The 20,320-nt window shown below is 64.7% G+C and carries 13 protein-coding genes; 1 reads left to right on the top strand and 12 read right to left on the bottom strand.

Annotation, left to right across the window (positions count from 1 at the left end):
- Positions 1–499: 499 nt before the first annotated feature.
- From KIH81_RS01820 to KIH81_RS01765, 12 genes are all read right to left on the bottom strand, one after another.
- Entirely contained in the window at positions 500–1,420 is a 921-nt protein-coding gene (locus KIH81_RS01820) for an alpha/beta hydrolase (protein ID WP_214303809.1), read from the bottom strand.
- 52 nt (positions 1,421–1,472) lie between these two features.
- A complete protein-coding gene (locus KIH81_RS01815; RefSeq protein ID WP_236029129.1) occupies positions 1,473–3,230 on the bottom strand; it encodes a DUF5605 domain-containing protein in 1,758 nt (585 codons plus the stop codon).
- A 370-nt stretch (positions 3,231–3,600) separates the two neighbouring features.
- Entirely contained in the window at positions 3,601–5,946 is a 2,346-nt protein-coding gene (locus KIH81_RS01810; protein ID WP_236029123.1) for a glycoside hydrolase family 3 N-terminal domain-containing protein, read from the bottom strand.
- A gap of 132 nt (positions 5,947–6,078) precedes the next feature.
- Positions 6,079–6,723, bottom strand: a complete 645-nt coding sequence (locus KIH81_RS01805; protein WP_214303807.1) for a TetR/AcrR family transcriptional regulator — start codon at positions 6,721–6,723, stop codon at positions 6,079–6,081.
- A 51-nt stretch (positions 6,724–6,774) separates the two neighbouring features.
- Positions 6,775–9,297: a glycoside hydrolase family 31 protein gene (locus tag KIH81_RS01800; RefSeq protein ID WP_236029121.1), complete on the bottom strand. Its 2,523-nt coding sequence runs from the start codon at positions 9,295–9,297 to the stop codon at positions 6,775–6,777.
- 237 nt (positions 9,298–9,534) lie between these two features.
- The gene (locus KIH81_RS01795) at positions 9,535–10,881 is read right to left on the bottom strand and encodes a glycoside hydrolase family 30 protein (RefSeq protein WP_214303806.1); all 1,347 of its coding nucleotides are present in this window, start codon (positions 10,879–10,881) and stop codon (positions 9,535–9,537) included.
- A 247-nt stretch (positions 10,882–11,128) separates the two neighbouring features.
- A complete protein-coding gene (locus tag KIH81_RS01790; RefSeq protein ID WP_214303805.1) occupies positions 11,129–13,264 on the bottom strand; it encodes a beta-galactosidase in 2,136 nt (711 codons plus the stop codon).
- Between the two features lie 154 nt (positions 13,265–13,418).
- The gene (locus KIH81_RS01785) at positions 13,419–14,747 is read right to left on the bottom strand and encodes an MFS transporter (protein ID WP_214303804.1); all 1,329 of its coding nucleotides are present in this window, start codon (positions 14,745–14,747) and stop codon (positions 13,419–13,421) included.
- 299 nt (positions 14,748–15,046) lie between these two features.
- Complete coding sequence (locus KIH81_RS01780; protein ID WP_236029120.1) at positions 15,047–15,682, bottom strand: TetR/AcrR family transcriptional regulator; 636 nt, start codon at positions 15,680–15,682, stop codon at positions 15,047–15,049.
- A 125-nt stretch (positions 15,683–15,807) separates the two neighbouring features.
- A complete protein-coding gene (locus KIH81_RS01775; RefSeq protein WP_214303802.1) occupies positions 15,808–16,845 on the bottom strand; it encodes a Gfo/Idh/MocA family protein in 1,038 nt (345 codons plus the stop codon).
- Positions 16,846–16,968: 123 nt separating this feature from the next.
- Positions 16,969–18,255 carry an L-lactate MFS transporter gene (locus KIH81_RS01770; RefSeq protein WP_214303801.1) on the bottom strand — a complete coding sequence of 429 codons (1,287 nt, stop codon included), beginning with the start codon at positions 18,253–18,255 and terminating at the stop codon, positions 16,969–16,971.
- On the bottom strand, positions 18,252–19,175 hold the full coding sequence (locus KIH81_RS01765) for an SDR family NAD(P)-dependent oxidoreductase (protein WP_214303800.1): 924 nt from the start codon (positions 19,173–19,175) through the stop codon (positions 18,252–18,254). The genes KIH81_RS01770 and KIH81_RS01765 overlap by 4 nt, the downstream gene beginning before the upstream one ends.
- A 175-nt stretch (positions 19,176–19,350) precedes the next feature.
- Between KIH81_RS01765 and KIH81_RS01760 the strand changes: the two genes are divergently transcribed.
- Complete coding sequence (locus KIH81_RS01760; protein WP_214303799.1) at positions 19,351–20,265, top strand: MerR family transcriptional regulator; 915 nt, start codon at positions 19,351–19,353, stop codon at positions 20,263–20,265.
- Positions 20,266–20,320: the final 55 nt, after the last annotated feature.

Raw genomic sequence — 20,320 nt, 5'->3', positions numbered from 1 at the left:
CCGCGGAGTCCCAATAGCGTTATGTCAACTTTGGCTGAACAGAGCCAACGTACAAGCGATCCTCTGGCAACGAGGCGGCGCTGCCCTCGGACGAAAGGAATCCATTCCATCTCGTCCGTCCGTTTCAATCCTGTTCCAGCGGAATCGTTCAGGCATGAACTACCGGTTTTACCCCGATGGAATCATCTCAGCGAGGCAAAACCGGGAGCAGCTCACCGAATTGCCTCTTCTACAATCATTCAACGCGGCGGAACAGGCAGCAACCAACCCCATTGCCCCGCTTACGACCACCCAACGAGGCAAAACCGATATCAGCCCACCAAGCTGCCCTTCCTTACGACCATGTAACGGGGCTCAACAGGCAGCAACCGACCAAACCTCTCCGCTGGAAATCATTGAGCGGGGTTGGACGGCCAGTAAGCAGCCTTCCAACCCCGCTCAATGAGTACCGAGCAATCGGTTCGGTGGAATCCTCCAGATTCCGGCGTCTCCGTCAGATTCAGATGTAGTGCTTGCAGTAGTCGGCGATGTTGCGGATCACCTGATGCGCTTCGGCGGCTTCGGGATCGCCGGCCTGCACGATGTTGAATACATGGCCCAGCGCGCGCTCGGTGCCCTTGGGCCATACGCTCATGGCGTGATCCTTGTGACGGGCATGCAGGATGCGGGCCAGCTCGTATGTGTTGTCCGCGATGAAATCCTCCACACTGGTGATCATGTAAATCGGCGGCACGGCACCGTCCACGATGAGCTTGTCGAGATCGAGGTACGGCGTGATCTTGATGCGGTCGGCCGGCGTCTGCAGATAGCCTTCCATGTAGTAGCTCAGCGCGGTGGCGTGCACCCCGCCGGACAGACGGAACATACCGGAGGTCACCACGAGGGCCTTCACGTCGATGCCGGAGGGCTTGAGCCCCAGAGCACCCGCCAGTTGCGGAGAACCATTGGCGGCCGTGAGGTAGAGGGCCAGCGCACCGCCTGCGGAATCGCCGGTCACGCACACGCGCTCGGTGTCGAGACCGTATTCGGCGCCATGGTCGCGGATCCAATCGAGCACGGCCATCGCGTCCCGAAGCTGTGCGGGGAAACTCACCGAGGGCACCAGCGAATAGTTGGCGTTGACCACGGCAAATCCCTGCTTGGCGAGCAGCATGTCACGGCACTCGTTGTTCTCCTTGTTGCCGTAGTACAGGCCACCGCCATGGAAGTCCACGATCACCGGCAGTTTGGCACCGGTCTCGGCATCCGCCGGCGCATACACGTCCAGCAGATGGGCTTCGCTGCCATCATCCACATAGGCGATATCCTTGCGGCGCTCCACACCTTCCGGCAGCACTTGGGCCGCCAGATGCGGCGCATCCCCGGCGGTCATGGCCGCCACATTCGCGGTGAACAGGTCGCGCGCTTCCTGACTGATCATGATGTTCGTTTCCTTTACCTGTGCTTGGTGTTCCAGAACATTTGCCGCATAATCATCCCGCACGACGGATGCGGACGGCCAGCCATTGGCGGCCGAGGGGCACGCGCACGGTGCATTCGTGAGTGCCGGGCAGCGTCTCGATGGTCATATTCCAAGTGTCGATCACGTCGACCAGGTACCGGCGGCCGTCCGGCAGCGGGAAATCACGCCAGGCGGGCCGGTACCAGCCGAAGTACACGAGCTGCCAGTCGAGACCGGAACGCAGCACGGGCACGTCCCAGTACTGCATGGCCTTTTCCTGCGCCGGGGTTATGGGAGTGGGCGCATCGAGGTTGGCGGCCCCTGCGGTCTCAGCGATCTCAACAGATTCAGCAGTCTCAGCAGACTCAACCACCCCGGCAACCTCAGCAGCCGCAGTGTTTTCGACGAATTCCGAAGCATCGGCAGCCGCGTCGTCTTCGACAAATCCCGCGGCACCGGCGGACTCACCCGTGCCGCCAACATTGTCAGCCGCAGCCGCAACCGCCAGCGGCCACACGGCATCCGGCGACAGCGTCTCATCCAGCGGCGCGGCATCGAGCGGAGCCTCGGCGAACACCGACCGCATGAACGCGATGCGTTCCGGTGCCTCACCATGCAGTTCGCCGCCGTGCGCCCACCAGATCTGCGGGCCGCGGTCGATGTACGTCTCGCCGTGGGTCACATAGCCGCCGCGCATCGCGCCTTCCCAGAACCGGCGCATGAGTTCGGTGCCGGGCAGGTTGCCCCAACCCCAGTAGATGTTGCCTTCGTAACCGGGCTCGTCGCAGATGACCGGTTTGCCATAGCGTTTGCGGTATTCGGCGATCGGCTCAGTGGTGCGGGTCACGTCCACGCGCTGGTACGAGCAGTGCGTGACCCAATCCTCGCCCCAGTCGTACAGGGTGACGCAGTTGTGTACCGAACGCAGATGACCGAACGCATCGTTGGCCATGATTACGTGCGCGTAGTCACGCCAATCACCGCGGCTCTTCCACGGCATGAGGTCGTATTCGTTGGCCAGCGACCACCACACGTTGCGGTATGCGCCGTAGCGGCGGGCCATGTAGGCAAGGTAACGCTCGTCGTCGGCCTTGGACATGCGGGAGAAGCCCCATTCGGGCTTGTCGTACGGATGCAGCAGGATGATGTCCGCTTCGACGCCGAGTTCGGCGAGCTGTGCGATGCGGCGGTCGAGGTTGACGAAGAACGGTTCGTTGAAGCGCGTGTGGTCGAATCCGCCGGCCATCGAACCTTCGTAGGCGAACATGGCTGGGTCGGCGGTGTTGAAGTCGTAAAACTTGGGGAACACGCACATGCGGATTTTGTTGAACGGCGCCTGTGCGAGCGTTGTCAACGTCCGTTCCTGCACGTCCGGGCTCTGGTTGATCCACGCATAGCAGGTGGTGCCATACGGCCGGTACGGGATGCCGTCCGCATAGCAGAAGCGATACGGCAGCTCGGTGCCGTACGCCGCCGCGGCCTCGCCGTCCAGCACGTCGATGGCAAGTCGCACGGGCCCATGGTTGTCCGGCGATGGCTGTTCCGCGACGAACGTGCCGGCAATCCCATCGAGCGCGGGATCGTTGCTGGCTGTCACGTACGTCCATTCGCCGGCCGATTCCGGCATGAAGCGCACGCTATAGCGGCCTTTGCCGCGATAGAAGCCGCCGACCTCGACGGTATGCCCGGTGCCGGCGTGCGTAAAAGTGGCGTGCACATCGACATCCACATACGGATTGCCGTCCGAGGTGCCGTTCAATTTGATTTCAGCCAGGTCATATTGCTCCATTGCATCTCCGTTTAGATCGTCTCGGCATACCAGACAACACATATCACATATCGGCCATGCAGCATGTCGATGCATCATCAAAAGGGCCACGCAGGCAACAACTAACCGAATTGCACCGCTTACGCCCCACTCGGCGAGGCAAAACAGGCACAAACTACCTGAGCTGCCCCACTGACATCACTCAGCGGCGTTTTCAGGACCATACATACCCGAGATGCCCCGCCTACAACCCACTCAGCGAAGCAAAACAGGAACAAACCGCTAGGTCTGCCCCGCCAGCCAACAAGCAAATGGGGGTTGGAAAGGCATTACCTGCCCTTCCAACCCCACTCATGCATCAATGAGCCCGAGCCATCAGCCAATCAGCACATCACGCCACGGTGAACGTGGTGCGCTTAAGTTCCTCGCGGCGCGAGGAGTGGCCGATGAGCAGCTCGAATTCGCCGGGCTCGACGATGCGGTTGGCGTCCGGATCCACGATGGTGCAGTCGGCCACCGGGATCTCGAATTCGACCGTCTTGGTCTCGCCGGGCTCCAGGGCCACGCGCTGGAAGGCCTTGAGTTCGCGGTCGGTCCAGCTGTAGGAGGTCACGATGTCGCCGATGTAGGCCTGCACGACCTCGACGCCGGCGCGGTCGCCCGTGTTGGTCAGGGTGATGGAGGCATGCACGGTGTCGTCCTCGGCGAAGGTGCCGTCCGCATTCGAAGCGCCACCGGTGACGACGGGCTCGCCGTACTCGAACGTGGTGTAACTCAGGCCCTCGCCGAACGCGAACGCCGGATCCTGCGTGAGGTCGGCGTAACGGTCGCCGTGCTGGCCGCGCACCTGGTTGTAGTAGACCGGCAGCTGACCCGCATGGCGCGGGAAGGTCACGGGCAGACGGCCGGACGGGTTGGTCAGGCCGAAGATGACCTCGGCGATGGCCTGGCCGCCCTTCATACCGGGGTTCGCGGCCCACAGGATGGAGCCGGTGCCGGTGGCCGGGTCGCTCACACGCTTGGCAAATACGCCGGCCTCGCCCACGATGGAGGCGGGCAGGATCTGCGGCTTGGAGCTCACGAGCACGGTGACCAGCGGCTTGCCGGTCTCGCGGGAGACGGCGGCGAGCGCGTCGAGCAGCGCATTCTGGCCGCCGAGCAGTTCGAGGGTGGCGGTGGAGCAGGTCTCGCCGGTGAGCTGGACGGTATCGCCCACCACGGCCACGATCAGGTCGGACTGACGTGCGTTGGACACGGCCTCGTCGAGCATGGCCTGATCCACGGCGGCAGAGATGCCGATCTTCGGGCGGGGCTGGCCGTCCGGGTAGAACTCGCCGGCCGGATCGGTCACGAGATCCACGACGTTCGCACCGCGGGAGTACACGACTTCGGTGCCTTCGCCGGCGAGCTCGCGGATGCCGTCGAGTACGGTGGTGATCATCTCACGCGGCTGGCCGTCCGGCATCCAGGAGACCTGGCCGGAGTTGCCGGTCCAGTCGCCGAGCTGGTTCTGGGCGTCGTCGGCGAGCGGGCCGACCACGGCGATGCGCTTGGCGGAGCCGGCGGCGAACGGCAGGTTGCCGTCGTTGCGCAGCAGGGCCACGGCCTCGCGGGCGAGCTCCAGGTTGACCTGCTGGTGCTCGGCGGAGCCGATGACGGTCTTGATGCGCTCGGCGTCCGGCAGACGCGGGTCCTCGAACAGGCCGAGACGGAACTTCAGGGCCAGGATGCGGGCGACGGCCTCGTCGATCAGGGACTCGTCCAGCAGACCGGTCTTCACGGCCTCGATGGCGCCCTCATAGAACTGCGGGGTGGTCATGACCAGGTCGTTGCCGGCCTTGACGGCGTCAGCGGCGGCGTGCACGTAGTCGGGCTTGACCTTCTGCTCCCACACGGAACGACCCACGTTGTCCCAGTCGGTGATGAGGGTGCCCTGGTACTTCCAGGCACCGCGCAGCTTGTCGGTCAGGAGCCACTTGTTGAAGGTGACCGGCACACCGTCGATGGATTCGTAGCCGAGCATGAACGTGCCGCAGCCTTCCTTGGCCACGCGCTCGAACGGCGGCAGGAACCAGGATTCGAGCTTGCGGTGGGACAGGTCGGCCTCGGAGGCGTCGCGGCCGCCCTGGGTCTCGGAGTAGCCGGCGAAGTGCTTGGCGCAGGCCAGGATGGCGTTCTTCGGCAGTTCCTCGCCGGCCTTGGCACCGCCTTGGTAGCCCTTGACCATGGCGGAGGCGAGCTCGCCGATCAGCGTCGGATCCTCGCCGAAGGTCTCGTCCACGCGGCCCCAGCGGGTGTCGCGGGCGATGCACAGCACCGGGGAGAAGGTCCAGTGCACGCCGGTGCAGGAGACCTCCTCGGCGGTGGCGCGGCCGGCGGCCTCGACCGCGGCCGGGTCCCAGCTCAGCGCCATGCCGAGCTGGGAGGGGAAAATCGTGGCGCCGGGCCAGAAGGAGTAGCCGTGGATGCAGTCGTCGCCGATGACCAGCGGGATGCCGAGGCGGGTCTTCTCGTTGACGGTCTTGACGGCGCGGGGCAGGTCCTCCGGGCTGGTGTGCAGGATGGAGCCGACGTGCTTGTTGACGATGAGGTCGTCAAGGTCGCCGCTGCGGGCGTCCAGCTGCATCATCTGGCCGACCTTCTCCTCGAGGGTCATGCGGGAGAGCAGGTCGGCGATGCGCTCGGAGGCGGGCAGGTCGGGGTTCTTGTAGGGCAGGGTTGCTGCAGTATCGGCCATTGTGCTTTCGCTTTCTTCGATGAAATCGAACAACATGTTCTTTAACTACCGATTGGTAGTTTAACACGACCGCACTGATGGACACGCCATGCGGACGCAACGCCCGCACAACACATGGCGCGTGTTATCGGATCAGCGGCACCCGTCCCACAGGGGCGAGGGGAAGATCATCGGCTCCAGCTCAGCCCATTCCTCGTTCAGATCGATGGCGGGCTCGCGCAGCCATCGCAGCTGCACGCCGTCCATGATCTCCAGGGCCTTGCGCACGGTGGGCCGGACGTCGTCGAACGAATCGAACGTGGCCGGGATGCGCCAGTCGAAGCCGGAGTAGTACCGCCAGACCGATTCCTGTCGGGTGGCGAACTCGTCGTGCAGCGGATGATCGGGGTTGAACGACTCGACCTGCAGGATGGAGAAGAGCTGCACCAGCATGCGGCGGCGGGAGTTGTGCCGTACCAGGAACCGCAGGTAGGCGGGAAGACGCAGGTTGCCTTCCTCGGAGCCCGGTTCGCCCGAGGCCCGGAAGTCCTCCACGTTGCCGGTGGCGTTGTAGTTTTCGAGATACACCATGGCGAGCAGGTTGTCCTTGCTACCGATGTACCGCAGCACGCCCTGCTTGGTGACGCCCACCGCATCTGCCACGTCCTGCACGGAGATGCCGTTGTATCCCCGCTCGGAGATGAGACGCACCGCCGCGTCGAGGATCTCGCGTTTGCGCTCCTCGGGGGATTTGCGGATGCGCTTGGACGTCGGCTGTTGCGTGGATCGTGTGGACATAGCTGCCCAGTGTATCCCGCCCCCTCCCGAGGGAAGGGGCGGGAACGGACCTCACACCGTGCGCAGCAACGGTTCGGTCACGGCCTGGATCACCGCGGACGGCATGTGCGAGTCGTCGAAGTCGTGGCGCGGGTGGTCGCTGGCGGCGCTTTCCAACGTATGCAGCGCACCCAATGCCCCGGCACCGCTCTCGCGGATGAGACCGTAGGCCCTCTCCTTGGTGAGGTAGTCGATCTGCGCGTCGTACAGCACTCGGAAGGCGTCCTCGACGGCCGGATCGTCGGCGATGACAAGGTTCGCTGCGATCACGAGTTCCGCGGTGACCGGCACGTCGGACACCGTCACCGTGAGGCTCAGCGTGTCCGCATCGTACGAGACCTGTGCCTCGACCGGCTCGCCGGACACCGTAACGGTCGGTCCGGTCTGGGCCACACCACGGAAGGTGACGTTCCAAGTGCGACGCTCGGGCACGGCCGTACGGTTGCCGGACACGGGCGCGATGACGAAGCGGGATTCGCCGGGCTCGCCTTCGCCGGCCGCTCCCCCGCCCCACGTGAGGTTCATGGCTGTGACGGCCAGGACCGATTCGTCCGGACGGGCTTGGTTGGTGCCGTCGTCCTCCTTCAATGCGAACATGCCGGAGGCGCCAGGGAAGACGAGCACGTTGAGGTGTGCGGGGTTGTCCACGGAATTCTCGCGGCCGTTGAGCCCGTCCAGCGCCTGCAGCGGCACGATGCCGCCGGCCTTGGCGAACACGGGCATGCCGTCGAGCCCGCGCCACACCTCGAACTTGCGGCCCGCGGCCGGGCGGGATTCGTAGCGACGGCCGGCGAAGAAGTCGAACCAGGTGCCCTGCGGCAGCCAGACGTCAGCCTTGGCCATCTGCACGTCGCGGTCGGCGGGGGTCACGATCGGGGCCACGACGAGTTCGGTGCCGAAGCGGAACTCCTGCTCCACACCGTAGGCGTTCGCGTTTTCCGGCGACTGCCAGTACATCGGCTCGACCAGCGGCCGGCCTTCGGTGGCGGCGCGCCAGTTCATGGCATACAAGTACGGCAGAAGCATGTGGCGCAGGCGCAGGGCCTTGTCCATGGCGGCGCGCGTCTCGGCGTGGAAGTTCCACGGTTCCTTGCCATTGAACGGCGAATCGGTGGAATGCAGACGATTGATGGGGCTGAACGTGCCGAGCTGGTACCAACGGGCCTCCAGCTCCTCGTCACGGTAGCCGAACATGTGGCCGCCGATGTCATGACTCCACCAGCCGTAGCCGATGTTCGAGGCGGTGGAGGTGAAGTAGGGCTGGAATTTCAGCGATTCCCACGTGACCACCGTGTCCCCGGAGAAGCCGACCGGGTAGCGGTGCGAGCCAGGGCCGGCGTAGCGGGAGAAGGTGAGCGGCCAGCGACCCTCGCGGCCGGAGTCGAGGTAGTGCATGTGGTTGAGCATCCACAGCGGGTCGAGGCCCTTCTGCCGGGTCACGCCGCCTTGCTGCCAGTCGAGCCACCAGAAGTCGGTGCCCATGGCCTCGAGGTTGTGGTGGAGCTTGAAGTAGGCGTCCATGAAACGAGGGCTGGTCAGGTCGAATTCCACCGGTTCGCCGCTCTTCGGGTCGATGCCCATGGCCTCGGCCACCACATCGTAGCCGTCCTCGAAGGCGCGGATGCCGTCGCGCGGATGGACGTTGAGCGTGGTGTTGAGGCCGTGCTCGTGCAGGGTGCGCTGGAAGCGTTTGGGGTCAGGGAAGAAGCTGTGGTTCCACGTGTATCCGGTCCAGCCGGAGCCGTATTTGGGGTCCACGTCGTCCACGAGGTGCCAGTCCATGTCGATGACGGCGGTGGTGAACGGCAGGCCCTCCTGTTCGAAGCGGTCCACGAGCTTCAGGTATTCGTCTTCGGTGTAGCGGTGGTAGCGGCTCCACCAGTTGCCCAGGGCGAAGCGCGGCAGCAGCGGGGTCGGGCCGGTGAGGCGGTAGAAGTCCTGCACGGCCTCGATGAAGCGGTGGCCGTAGCCGAAGAAGTAGAGATCCGTGCCATCGTTGTCACGCGGGACGACCCAGGTGCTGAACGGGTTGGCCTCGCCCCTGACCTCGGCGGCCTCCGCGCCGTCCACGATGACGTTCGAGGCGGAGTCGTCGATGACGGCCCAGCCGTCGTGGGAGATCACGCCGAGACCCAGCTCGGTCTCGCCGTTCACCTCGTCCAGCGTGCGGGCGGTGCCCCTGAGATTGCCGCGCTGCACGTCGCCGTAATGCCAGGTGTTCATCTGGGAGTTGGACACGCCCTTGACCACGATGCTCAGGCCTTCCTTGCTGAAGGGCTGCATGTCGTAGGTCAGGCGCAGGGCCGGGGTGTCCACGACGAGCAGGCCGTCACGGACGGTTTGGGTGAAGTGCGGGGTGTCGCCGGCGAAGTCGCGGTCCACGACCATCTGCGTGGCATGGTCCTCGAACACGCCGCTTTCCTGCCATTCGAGGCGGATGAGCGATTCGGTGAGGATGCCGATGCGCCAGCGGTCGCCCTGGATCACCGACTCCGGGTTCATGCCGGGGTTGGTCTTCAGTTTCGGGAAGGTCATGCCGTGCTCCTTTGCGTGGGTGCTGCCTGCTGTTCATGACAACGATATCATCAGCGACCGCCCAACTCACCGGGCAGAGCATCCCTCGCCTCCATCAAGCCAGCGACCTCCTCTGCTCCACGGCATAAAGGGATTCCAACGCAAACGGCTCCCCTCCCGAGGATGGGAGGGAAGCCGATCACAACGCAATCAGTCGATGCCGGTCACCCAATCGGCGTCAATCGATCACAGGATTGCTCAGTCGAGCACGAAGGTGTTGAAGGAGCGCGGGGCGAGCGTGACCCTGAGGCCACGGGAGGCGTCGGACGGGTCGGCGAACTCGAACGGACGCTCGGTTTCGAGGGCGTTCTGGGCCACGACCACGATGGTGCCGTCCGGGTTGCGGAAGGCGATGGCCATGGAGTTGAAGTGGCCGGTGGTGCCGAGCAGCACCGCGCCCGGACGCACGTACTTGGAGAAGTGGCGCATCACGTAGTACTCGGGGTTGCGGCGCACCTCGTGCGTGTCGGCGGTGATGGTGAACAGGGAGTTCTGCCACCAGCCCCAGGTGGAATCCTGGTCGTCCAGGATCATGTTCCAGTAGGTGTAGGCGGTGGCGCCGTTGCGGAAGTAGTGGTTGATGAGGTGGAACACGTACTCCGCGTACTCCCAGGTGTTCTGGCCGTCGCCGCACTCGGATTCGGACTGGATGAGCTCGATCTCGGGCCACGACTCGTGGGTGCGGGCGATGCAGTTCTGGCCGGCCCACTGGTAGGCGATGCCCTTGATGTAGTGGCGGGCGCCGTCGTCGAAGAGGATGTTGTCCACGAAGCGGTTGTAGTTGTTGAGGGCCATGCCGTAGCCACCGCCGGTCCACTTCATGTCCTCCGGACCGTTCAGGGTGCCCAGCCAGATGTCGGTGTCGAGGCCGGCCTCGTCGAAGGCGGGACCCAGGTAGTCACGGATGAAGACCTTCAGGGCCTCGGCGTCCCACAGGGCGCTCGGGAACTTCTGATCGGCGAACACCTCGTTCTGCACGTGCAGCTGGTTCACGGTGATGCCGTGCTCGGCGTAGGCCTGAACGTACTTGACCAGGTACTTGGCGTAGGCCTTGAGGTTCTCGGGGGTCTGGATGAGACGGCCGTAATTGTACGCCTTCGGGCGCTTCATCCAAGTCGGCGGGGACCACGGGCTGGAGAACAGGCGCATGTCCGGCTGCCATTCCTGGGCGCGGTGGATGTACGGGATCAGGGTCTCCTCGTCGCGTTCGACGGAGAAGTGCTCCATGTCGTAGTCGCCCTCGATCTCGTCGTAGCTGTACCAGTGGTCGGCGAAGTCGTTGGCGGCCACGGGGGCGCGGTTGAACGTGAAGTTCATCTCCTCGGGGTCGAACAGCTCCTTGATGATCTGGTCGCGTTCGGCTTCGGTCACGGTCTGCAGCGGCAGCCAGCCAAGCTCGTTGAAGCAGCCGCCGAAGCCGCGCAGGGCCTGGTATTCGTTGCCGTCGAGGGCCAGGTCCGGGGCCGAGGTGGCACCGGTGGCGGCGACTTCGGCCGAACGGTCCACGAGCTTGGCGTCCGGGGTGGTGGCGATCCATGTGGTCATGATGGATTTCCTTTCTTTCGGTGATGGTTGCGCGATCCCGCGGGCGGGGTGCGCGGCTCTTCATTGAGTTATGCTTCTTCGCTGTCAGTTGACTTCTTTATCTAACAGCTGCTAGATAAATGATAACGCAAAGTAATCATTATGTTTTACCGGCGTGTCTTGTTTGTGTAACCAATAAATAAAGGAGGTATCTACCTTTCGATAGATACCTCCTTTGTCACACGGATATCGCAGCGGAGCGAAACGCTCAGCCGGCGATGACGGCGAGGTTCCAGCGCGGAATCGTCAGCTCGTCGCCGACGGCGACCGGCATGCCGGGGCGTACGGCGAGCGATGCGGACGCGGCCTCGTCGATCAGGCCGTCGGCGCCCACGACCTGCGGGGCCACGACCACGGAACCGGCCACGGGGCTGGCGAACGAGACCGCATCGGCCGAGTAGTTGAGCAGGTAGGTCACGGTCTCGCCGGACTGGTTCACGCCCTGACGCACCACGAGCTTGCCCGCGAGCGCCAATCCGGCCGGTTCGATGCCGGCGTGGGCCACGGCCTCGCGCATCACGGCCTTCATGATGTCGGCGTCGAGCAGGGTGCCGATCCATTCGGCGCTGCCCTTGCCGAATCCGTGGCGGGTCACGGCCGCGTAGGATTCCCAGGCGTAATGGCCGTAGCGGGCGAGCACTTCGGTGCCGGCCTCCGCATCCGTCTTGAGCAGCTCGATGAGCGCCTCGGCCGAAGCCTCGGGCGTGCCGGCGAGCGCGGCGTCATCCGCGAAGACCACCGGCACGCGGCCCTTCGGACGGGTGAACTGGTTGTAGGTCAGGCCGAACACGTCCGTGAGTCCGTGCGGCGCGCGGTCGTGCCAGACGGTCACCTCGTCGTCCGTGACGAACGAGCGCATCGTGGAGACCAGATGTCCGCCGCCGGCCACGAAGCCGCGCAGGCGTGCGATGGTCTCCTCCGGCGTGCAGTAGAGCGCCGGGGTGACGATCATGGCGTACTGGGCGAGGCGCTCGGTGGGCGCGTCCACGGGCAGGAAGTCGCATTCCACGTTGAGCCGGAAGAGCGCGTCGTACACGCGGCGCACGATGTCGTTGTAGTTGACGCCCGTACCGTCCGGGAAGCCGGTCTCCACGCGGAACCATTCGAGCGCGGACAGGGCCTCGTTGGAGACCATGATGGCCACCTTGTTGCTCTTCTTCAGGTGGATCAGGCGCTCGCCCACGGCCGGGTCGGCCACCTCGCGGCCGAACACGCCGGCTTCCTCGTAGGTGGGGTTCGATTCCATGTCGTGGGAGAGCAGGCCCTTCCAGTAGGTTTCGAAGGAGTTGTGGATGGAGTGCCAGTGCCAGTACTCCACCATGTCCGCGCCGGAGGCCAGGTGCGAGTAGGCCTGCAGGCGCAGCTGGCCGGGGAACGGCACCCAACCGTGCTGTCCCTGTGCCTCGGTTTCGAGCACCAGGTAGTTGGCGCCGTTCTTGGTGGAGCGGGTCATGTCGCCGCCGAACGCGATCTCGGTGCCGGTCAGCTCGTCCTCGGTGGGGTGGTAGATGTCCACGCCGGTGATGTCCACGGCGGCCGAGGCCTTGAAGTGGTCGACGGCTGGCTGCACGCCGTAGGAGTAGCCGCGCCATTCGAAGTCGAAGTTCTGGGTGACGAACTGGTCGTCTCGGGCGTACTCGCGCACGATGTCCGCCTGCCAGGCGAGGAATTCGGCCACCTGGGCGCGGCGGAAGCGGTCGAATTCGCCGCGCAGCGACTGGTTGATGGTGTTGGTCACGTCCGGGAAGTCCTCCCAGGCGTCCACGCGGTTGGACCAGTAGTCGAGGCCGAAGTGGGCGTTGAGCTGGTCGAGATCGTCGTTGAACTTGCCGCGCAGGTACTTGACGAACAGCGCCTGCATGTCCGGGCTCACGGAATCGTAGTACTTGGTTTCGTTGTCCACCTGGTAGCCGATGACGGCCGGGTGGTTCGCCACGTGCTTGATGAGCTCACGGATCACGCGCTCGCCGTAGTAGCGGTAGGCGGGGTTGACGATGTCCATGATCTGGCGCGGGCCGTACTTGCCGGGGCCGTTCGGCGTTACGGCGAGCACGTCCGGGTGCATGCGCACGAGCCAGGCGGGCACCGCGTAGGTGGGCGTGCCCACGATGACGTTGATGTTGTGGCGCTGCGCGGCGTCCAGCGCGCGGTCCACGTGGCTGAAGTCGAACACGCCCGGCTGCGGCTCGCAGGTGCTCCAGGTCGATTCGGCGATGCGGATCACGTTGATGCCGGCCGCGTCCATCATCTTCATGTCGGTTTCGATACGGTCCTCGCCAGCGGGCATGTATTCGTCGTAGTAGGCTGCACCGAACAGGATGCGGTCCACGCTGTGCTTGCTCATGGTCAGGTCACTCCCCTGTGTCGTCGTGTTTCGTATTGGTTCGATCGGTCGATTGATGAGGCGATTGATTCCGGATACGGCAACGGCCGGTCCACCGGGGTGATTCGAGGGGACCGGCCGCGGCCGTGGGGTTTCGCGATTATCGCGCGGAGGCTTACTTGACGCCCTTGATCATCATGATGAACACGCAGCCGAGCAGCGCGAACACGATGGAGATCGGGAAGGCGGCGGCGTAGCCGAGGGTCATGGTGATCACGGACATGAGCACCGGGCCGAGCATCTGGCCGAGGGTGGTGGCGAGGTTCAGGACGCCGAGGTCCTTGCCGGCCTCCTCCTTGTTGGGCAGCACGTCCACGTTCAGGGCCTGGTCCACGGAGGAGTAGACGCCGTAGCCGAGGCCGGCGATGCCGGCGTACAGGAACATGCCCAGGGTGGTCGGCATGATCCACGGCATGGCCATGCCGATGGCGAACAGCACGGAGGCTGCGACGACCGGGATCTTGCGGCGGCCGATGAGGTCGGAGATCGGGCCGGCGACCACGGAGCCGCCGAGGGAGACGACCATGGTGATGACGGACATGGTGGCCATGGCGGCGCCGGCAGCGGTGTCGTCCAGGCCGATGTACTTCTGGAAGATGAGCAGCTGGTAGACGGTGATCATCTGGTAGCTCAGCAGCATGCACAGACGGCCGGCGAAGGCCTTGTAGAAGTCGTGGGCGGTGGAGAACTTCGGCGGGATGAAGCTCTTGAGCACGTCGGTGGCCTTGCCCTCGTCCTTGGGCAGGAAGTCGGCGGAGGACTCCTTCGGCACGATGATCACGGCCACAATGCCGCCGAGGAACATGAGCACGCCGGCCAGGATGAAGCCGGGGAACGGGTTGAGGATGAAGGCGGAGCCGATGAGGGTACCGATCGGGGCGCCACAGGTCTGGCCGGCGCCGAAGAAGGCGGACATGGTGCCGCGCACGTTCATCGGGATGCGGTCGGAGATCATGGCCACCAGCGGGGCGATCATGGCGTTCAGGCCGAACATGCACAGGCAGTAGATGATGGTGATGGCCACGGCGTTGGTGACCATGCCGGTGAGGAACAGGGTCACGCCGCCGAGGATGGCGCCGAGCACGATGAACGGGGTGCGGCGGCCCCACTTGGAGCGGGAGCGGTCGGACAGGGTGCCGAACAACAGGTTGGAGACCAGGGAGGCCACGGCAGTGCAGGCGTTGATCGCACCGGTCAGGCCCTCGACGTCCGGTCCGAAGATGGACTGCAGGTGCTTGGTGAGCAGCACGGCGGAGACGATGGCCAGACCGCTCATCCACAGCAGGCCGAAGACCAGGAAGCCCGCGCCGAAGCGGAACAGGGTGACCTTGTCCATGGTCTTGCCGGTTTCGGGAGACAGCGACGGATCCTTGTCCGCCGCGGCGATGTTCGCATTGAAGGCCGCCAGACGCTCGTCTGCGGGGATTGCGGTTGAAGCACTCATCCTTGACCTCGTGTTTCTCATTCTTTCTTGTCTGCTTTGACAGGTATCTAACACCTGTTAGATACCTAGAAGAATAGCGCCGTCGCCGCAGGTTTGTCAAATCATTACTGAGTGCCTATTAGATAACGGAAAATGTTGATTTTCCAACGCTTTTGCTGTTATCGCGACACGCGGGAAGGTTGGTAACTATCAACAATTCTGCAAGTGGTTGTCGAATCGCATCCAATACCGACGCCGCACGCCAACACCATCGCGCCACCGGCACCCCGCCATCGCACCACCGGCGATCATTGACGGCGTCAGCGGTAGTTGTCCCACAGCGGCGCGGGGAAGATGACCCGCTCGAACGCCAGCCATTCGTCATACAGATCCACCGGAGGCTGGCGCATCCAGCGCAGCTGCGCGCCGTCCATCGCCTCGATGCACATGCGCACCACGGGCCCCATCGACTCCTCCCACGAACCCATCTCCGGCGGAATCACCCAGGAATAGCGGCAGTAATGGTCCCATACCGCGGCCGGGCGGTTCTCGAAGTAGTCGTAGAGCGGGTGTTCGGGGCTGAACGCCTCGGCCTCGAGGCTCATGTACAGCCGCACCAGCTCGCGGCGCTGCGCGTTGTAGCGCACCAGGTAGCGCAGGTAGGCGGGGAACAGCAGTCGGTCGGGGTCGCTGCCGGGCAGGCCCGAGGCCATGAAGTCGTCCGGGGTGCCGTAGACGTCGTAGTTGTCGGTGATGAGCATCGACAACAGGCCTTCCTTGTTGCCGATGTAATGCAGCAGGCCCGGCTGGCTCATGCCCACCGCATCCGCCACGTCCTTGAGCGACGTGCCGTAGTAGCCCTTCTCCCCCACCAGGCGAACCGCCGCCTGCGCGATTTCGGCGCGACGTTCCTCTGGGCTCTTGCGCACGCGCTTGGTCTTTGTCGTCGTTGTCATAAGGACAGTATATCGAATAACCATTCGATATACTGCATCAACGGCAATAAATAAGGCCTGCTTCTCCCTGAATATAAGGAGAAGCAGGCCTTATTTAACGCGAACGATCGCGGCGACCGCGGCGTTTACAACCGCACGAGCTCGCCGCCATCCGCCGCGCGCTTGACAGCGTTCAGCACCTCAAGCGTCTTGATGGCGTCCTCCGGGGTGACCAGCGGGGCCTCCTCGCCGCGGATCACACGCTCGAAGTGCCTGAGCTGCAAGCGATGCGGCAGCCCCTCACGCACGCCCTGCACCTCGCAGGTGAACGGTTTGGTCCAGTCGCTCACGCCGCCCGCGTGCGAGAACAGGTGCAGTCGCGGCAGCGACAGCGAAGCCTTGGTGCCCATGATGTAGTAGGCGTCCGTGTCGTACGGCGCGAAGAACGGGTTCTCGCGCGCGGTGGACTCCCAGTTCCACGGGCTGGCCGCCGAATCGGACAGGGTGATGGTGCCGAGCGTGCCGTTCTCGAAACGCACGGTGGCCACGGCGGAATCCTCCACTTCGAAGCCGCGCGCGGCGTTGGCGCTCATGCCCTGGATCTCCACCGGCTCACCGATGAGGTAGCGCATGAGATCCACGTCATGCACCATGTTCACAAGGATCGGGCCGGCACCCTTCTGCCTGCGCCACGGGATGTCGTAGTAGGTGTCCGGCTTGTACAGGTTGTACAGCACGGCCACGGTGACGATGCGGCCCAGCGCCCCGGATTCGATGATCTCCTTGGCGCGGCGCACCTTGGGGTTGTGACGGCGGTGCTGGCCCACGAGCACCGGCACGCCGGAGGCACGGGCTTCAGCGGCGAAGGCGCGCGCGTCGTCGAGGTCGTCACTGATGGGCTTCTCCACCAGAGTGGGGATGCCGCGGGCCACGGTTTCGCGGGCCATCGGCACGTGCAGATGGTTCGGCGAGGCGATAACCACGCCGTCGAGCGCGGTGCAGTCCAGCATCTCCTTATAGTCGGCGAACCAGGGCACACCGGCGTTCTTGGCCACCTGTTCGGTGTCGGGCACGGGGTCGGCGATGGCCACGAGCCGGGCGTCCGGATCGTCCTGAATGTAGCGGATGTGGTCGCGGCCCATGGCGCCGGCGCCGATGACGGCCAGTCGAAGTTGTTCGGTCATGATGTGTTCCTTCTTTGCCTGTTTGTATCGATTCGTCTTAATCCGACTCCGTAACTACCCCTCAGTCACCTTCGGTGACAGCTCCCCTGACAAGGGGAGCCGAGATAGGGGTAGGGCACGGATTTACTTGCGCGGCGGCATCATCGTGCCGGCCTTCCTGACGCGGGCGGCGAGCAGCAGCACGATCACCAGTCCCAGCAGCGTGATGCCGGCGGCCGCGTAGAAGGCCATGCGATAGCCATAGACCTCGGAATGCAGGCCGGTGGCGAGCCTCGGGCCGATCCATGCGCCCAGCGCGTAGCCGAGGAACATGATGCCGTAGTTGACGCCGAGGTGCTTGGTGCCGAAGGTCTCGCCGGTCAGCGGCGGGTAGATGACCAGCAGGGCGCCGAACGCGAATCCGAGCACGATCACGCACGCCACGAAGAACGCCGCGTTGTACGCGAAGGACATGGCCACCATGGCCAGCGCCGTGACTACCAGCATGATGGACAGGCACTTGAACGCGCCGAATTTGTCGTAGAGCGCGCCGAAGGTCAGTCGGCCCAGGAAGTTGGAGATGGTGGAGATGGACACGGCCATCGCACCGAATGCGGCGGCGGTCATGGTGCCCACCGCACCCACGTGCTCCTGGGAGATGGAGGAGACGGCGCCCACGAGCATCGTGCCGGAGGACGCGGCCATCGCGTACACGGCGAGCAGCACGTAGAAGCGCGGGGAGGCGAGCATGGCCTTGAAGTCGAAGCTGCCGTCGTCATCGGAGGCAACGGACGCAGCGGACGCCGTCGCGGCGGCGGGCTTGTCGGCAACGGGCGGGTTCCAGCCCTTCGGACGGTAGTCGGCGGGCGCGGGCTGCACGAACAGCGAGCCAAGCGTGATCGTCACCCAGAAGGTCACGCCGAGGATCCGCAGCGCATTGGACACACCGAAAGCGCTGGACAAGGCGTTGGCCACGGGCGCGAGCGTGGCCGGGCCGATCGCGGCGGCGGCCAGCAAGATGCCGCTCGCCTTGCCGCGGATGTCCGGGAACCAGCGCTGCGCGGTGGTGAGGGCCGGGTTGTAGACCAGGCCGTTGCCCACGGCGGCGATGAGGCCGTGGCAGATGTACAGCATGGGCAGGCTGTCCGCCATGCCGGTCAGGAACCAGCCCAGACCGAACACGAAGCCGCCCACGAGCATCACCGTGCGCGGGCCGAACTTGTCAGAGATGCGGCCGGAGAAGATGCCGGTGACGGCCATGACGGTCTGGAAGATGGAGTAGGACAGGCTCACTTCGGCCGGGGTCCAGCCATGCTGTTCGGACAGCGGGTTGAGGAACACGCTGAACAGGGCGATCGAGGCCACGAAGAACATGACCACGAATGCGGCGGAGAGGACGCCGTAACGGTTCGGTTCGTGCTTGGCGCTCATGCCTGGGCTCCTTCCGCATTGGTCTCCGGCTCGGCGGCCGGATTGATTTCCGGTCCGCCTTCCGGCAGCAGGCCGCGCTGTTTGAGTGAATTAAGGGCGAACTGGCGGCGGCCGCCCGGCTTGGGCGTGAGGTCGCCCATCATGAGATGGAAGCCGCCGTCCACGCTCACCTCGTCGCCGTTGACGAAGTCGGATCGCTTGGAGGCCAGGAAGGCCACGGCATTGGCGATGTCCTGCACCTCGCCGATGCGGCGGGAGGCGATGAGTCGTTCGCGTTCCTCGGTCACCTTCGGATCGGCGTAGAAGGAGGCGCTCATCGGGGTCTTCACGAAGCACGGGCACACGCAGTTGGAGCGGATGCCGAACGGTCCCCATTCGGCGGCGATCATCTTGGAGAGCATGCCGAGTCCGGCCTTGGCGCACGAGTAGGCGCCGGAGAAGGTCTCGGGCGAGTGGGAGGCCACGGTGGAGATGTGTACGATGCGGCCGGCCCGGTGTTCCAGCATCACCTTGCCGAATGCTTGGGAGAGGATGAACGCGCCGGTCAGGTTCACGTTGATGACGTCCTTCCAGTCGAACAGCGGCAGGTCCTCCAGCGGGGCGAAGCGCAGGATGCCGACCGTGTTGACGAGCACGTCCACCGTGCCGAAGTCGGCGACGATCCTGTTCTTGACGATCTCCACGTCGTCCGCATCCGAGACGTCGCAGCCGTAGCCGCGTGCCTCGACGCCGTATTCGGCGGCCAGCTGCGCCGCGTATGCCGCGGTGTGTTCCTCGCTGATGTCCACCAGCGCGAGCCTGGCTCCGGCGTGGGCCAGTTCCGCGGCGATGGCGGTGCCCATGCCGCCCACCGCGCCGGTGACCACGCATACGTCGCCGGTCAGGCCCAGCCAACCGTTGTCCTTGTGCCCGTCAACCATGACGAACCTCCTGTTTTCTTGGTCCGGCGCGCGCCCATGCGTGCCGTTGTTCACTTGTCCCATCTCGCCCGTCTCGGGCTCGACAGCTGCGATGCTAGACTTTGCCCCGAGGGTAAGGTCAAATCAGCGCGACGGATTGCCGACCGCCGAAACGATGGACGAAGGAGTGTCATCAATGCGCGATGACGACGAACTACTGACCATCGGAGAAGTGGCCAAACTGGACGGCACAAGCGCCAAGGCGCTGCGCTACTACGATGCGCACGGCATTCTCACGCCGTTCGAAACCGACCCGCGCACCGGATATCGCTATTACTCCCCCGACCAGATGCTGGAGATGGACGTGATTCGTCTGTGTCTGGACGCTGGCGTGCCGTTGCAATCGTTGGAATCATTCCGAGGCCCGGATGGTTCGCTTGATTGGCGGGCGTTGATGGAGACCGGCCGCGACCGCGTGGCCCGCGAGGCCGCCCGTCTGCGCACGTTGGAGACGAGTCTCGATGATTATCTGGGCGAGGTGACGCGCAAGGCCCGCACTCCCGAGGATGGCGTGGTGTGCTCCGATCTGCCGCCCACATGGATGGTGGGCAAGCCGTGGCCATATTACGGAGGCCCGTTCATGCTGAAGCCGTACCTGCGGGCGATGACCGCGCTGCGCGCCGCCGTACGCGAGGCCGGTTTGCCACGACTGCTTCGCCGCGGCATCATCGTCGATTGCCGCGAAGGCAAGGCCTACGCCTATCAGCAGTTCGAGGCGAGCGATACCAGCCGTTCCACCGACGGCCGCTCCCCCGACACACCCGATGCACCCGTCACCGGAACTGCCGACGCCACCGATACCACGGATTTCAGCTTCGACCCGTCGCTGACCGTATTCCACCCGACCGGCGGCCCCGCGGAAGGCCGGGTCATCGAACGGGAATCACTGTCGGCCTGTTTCGACGAGGCGCTGGCGATGGTGGCCCGCAACGATCCGACCGAATGGCCCCACGCCACGGTCTGCGAGATCTGGGGCAGCCACACCGCCGAAGGTTCGATTCGGGTGCGTTACACCCGCCACCGCTGCGATGCGGGCGTAGTCGGGCGCTAGCCATGCGCATTAACCACCGGTTTATATCTATCAGCCGTTAGCCAATACATGCGTT

Origin of the sequence: Bifidobacterium miconisargentati (assembly GCF_019331675.1) — a bacterium.
GTDB lineage: Bacteria > Actinomycetota > Actinomycetes > Actinomycetales > Bifidobacteriaceae > Bifidobacterium > Bifidobacterium miconisargentati.
The sequence above is the reverse complement of the archived record's forward strand: the minus strand, read 5'-3'. Positions and strand labels throughout refer to the sequence as shown.